Annotated in this window: 3 protein-coding genes and 1 pseudogene; 1 reads left to right on the top strand and 3 read right to left on the bottom strand. The window is 60.7% G+C overall.

What is annotated here, in order from left to right; all coding sequences use genetic code 11:
- From ACP5J3_RS14440 to ACP5J3_RS14430, 3 genes and pseudogenes are all read right to left on the bottom strand, one after another.
- A partial coding sequence (locus ACP5J3_RS14440) for an ankyrin repeat domain-containing protein (protein ID WP_428496318.1) occupies positions 1 to 581 on the bottom strand: 581 nt, incomplete at its 3' end.
- Positions 523 to 771: an ankyrin repeat domain-containing protein gene (locus ACP5J3_RS14435; protein ID WP_428496317.1), complete on the bottom strand. Its 249-nt coding sequence runs from the start codon at positions 769 to 771 to the stop codon at positions 523 to 525. The genes ACP5J3_RS14440 and ACP5J3_RS14435, both read right to left, overlap by 59 nt.
- A gap of 39 nt (positions 772 to 810) precedes the next feature.
- Positions 811 to 927 (bottom strand): annotated as a pseudogene (locus tag ACP5J3_RS14430) (hypothetical protein); the annotation flags it as partial.
- 232 nt (positions 928 to 1159) lie between these two features.
- Here ACP5J3_RS14430 and ACP5J3_RS14425 point away from each other — a divergent pair.
- Positions 1160 to 1548 (top strand): hypothetical protein (locus ACP5J3_RS14425; protein WP_428496316.1); only part of this gene is annotated, 389 nt, incomplete at its 3' end.

The raw sequence follows: 1548 nt of genomic DNA, 5'->3' as shown, positions 1-1548 counted from the left end.
GGCAGGCAACGCTGTGCAGCTATGTGGAGGGCCGCGCCCCTACTGCTGACGTAGTTGGGGTCGACGCCCAATCCGATGAGCAAGGCGGCACCTTGCAGCGCCCCCCGCTCTATGGCGGCCAGCACGGCTTCGCCGCCGTAGACCTTGACGATGTCGCTCCACGTATTCAACACTAGGGACAGCATGTGCGGATCCCCCACGGCGGCCAGCAGCACCCCCAGAGACGGCTTCGCGCGCGGTAGCATCTCCTTGACCATGTCTACGCACCGGTAAAAGACTGCTAGCTCAAGCGGCGATCTGCCGTAGACATCTTCGGCGTTAGGATCCGCCCCTTTCTCGAGTAAGATCTCGGCCGCCTCGGTGCTACAGGTCTCGGCGGCGAAGTGGAGCGGGGTCTGGCAGAAGTCGTCGGCCGTGTTCGGATCGGCGCCCAGCTCAAGCAACTTCCTGACGTGGTCGACCATGTTGAGCTTCGCCGCGATGTGGAGGGCCGTCACGCCGTATCTGTCCTTGAACTTTGCGTCAAGCCTCTGGAGGGCCTCCACCACCTCTCTGCCGTAGATTGCTTCGACCTCCTCCATAAGAGTGCGTAGACGGACTACAAAAAAGCGTTACAGCAATCCCGTAAGCGTCTATGGGCGACGTCTTTAGGCGTCCCGCCCTTTTGTCTATTGCGTTCCTCTGCGTACCGTACTTTAACAACAGCTCTACAACCCTCACGTGATCTATAGCCGCGGCGTGTAGAGGCGTCCAGCCGAACTTGTTCCTCACGTCCACCTAGGCCCCGGCGTCGATGAGAGTCTTGGCCGCCTACTCCCTCCACGCGTGGTGCAACTGCATATTGCCGTTTACGTCTCTGACGTTTATGTCCGCGCCGTAGCGTATGAGCCTCCTTACACAACCAGCACAGCCCGCGGAGGCAACTAGGTAAAAAGGGCGTCCTCTCGGCGCCGTCCCTTACGTGGCGGCTGGCTCCCGCCTTCATGTGGGCCGCCATCTCTCTCCCGACCGAGGTCCGCCGCGAGCACGTGGAGGGAGCGCCCGCACTTGTCCCCGGAGTTAGTATCGAGGCTGTCGGCCAGCATGGCCTTGCCGGCCCCCCGCCCGAACGGGCGGAGGCTAAGCTGGACTGGGACAACACGTCGCGCCGTTGGGCTTGATGCAAGAGCTCGACCATCAGCACTGCTTCTGTCCACTCCTCCAGCTGTTTTTCGTCCACTGTGGACAAGAGTTGCCATACCGCCTCGGCGCAGTTAGACTCCAGCTCCTCTGCGGCTCTCAGCAACATGTTCAGCACGGCGGCGACGTCTCTTTGGACCCGGCATTCCTTGGACACAGTCCCACCTTAGGCCCCAGCAGGAAGGACATCTCATCGCCGTGTAATGAACACGTCTTGGAGTTTCTGTTTGCGGACACAAACATGTTCAAAATAGACTTCGGGAAGCTGGGTAGGCCCTACGATGCGATGCGCAGAGAGCTGGCAGAGGGGTTCACCGTGGAGGTTGACGGCAAGAAGATACCGGGTACCTGCAAGAGGTGGTACACGAG

It is taken from the genome of Pyrobaculum sp. (assembly GCF_049971835.1).
Lineage (GTDB): Archaea > Thermoproteota > Thermoprotei > Thermoproteales > Thermoproteaceae > Pyrobaculum.
This window is presented reverse-complemented; position numbering and strand designations above follow the sequence as displayed.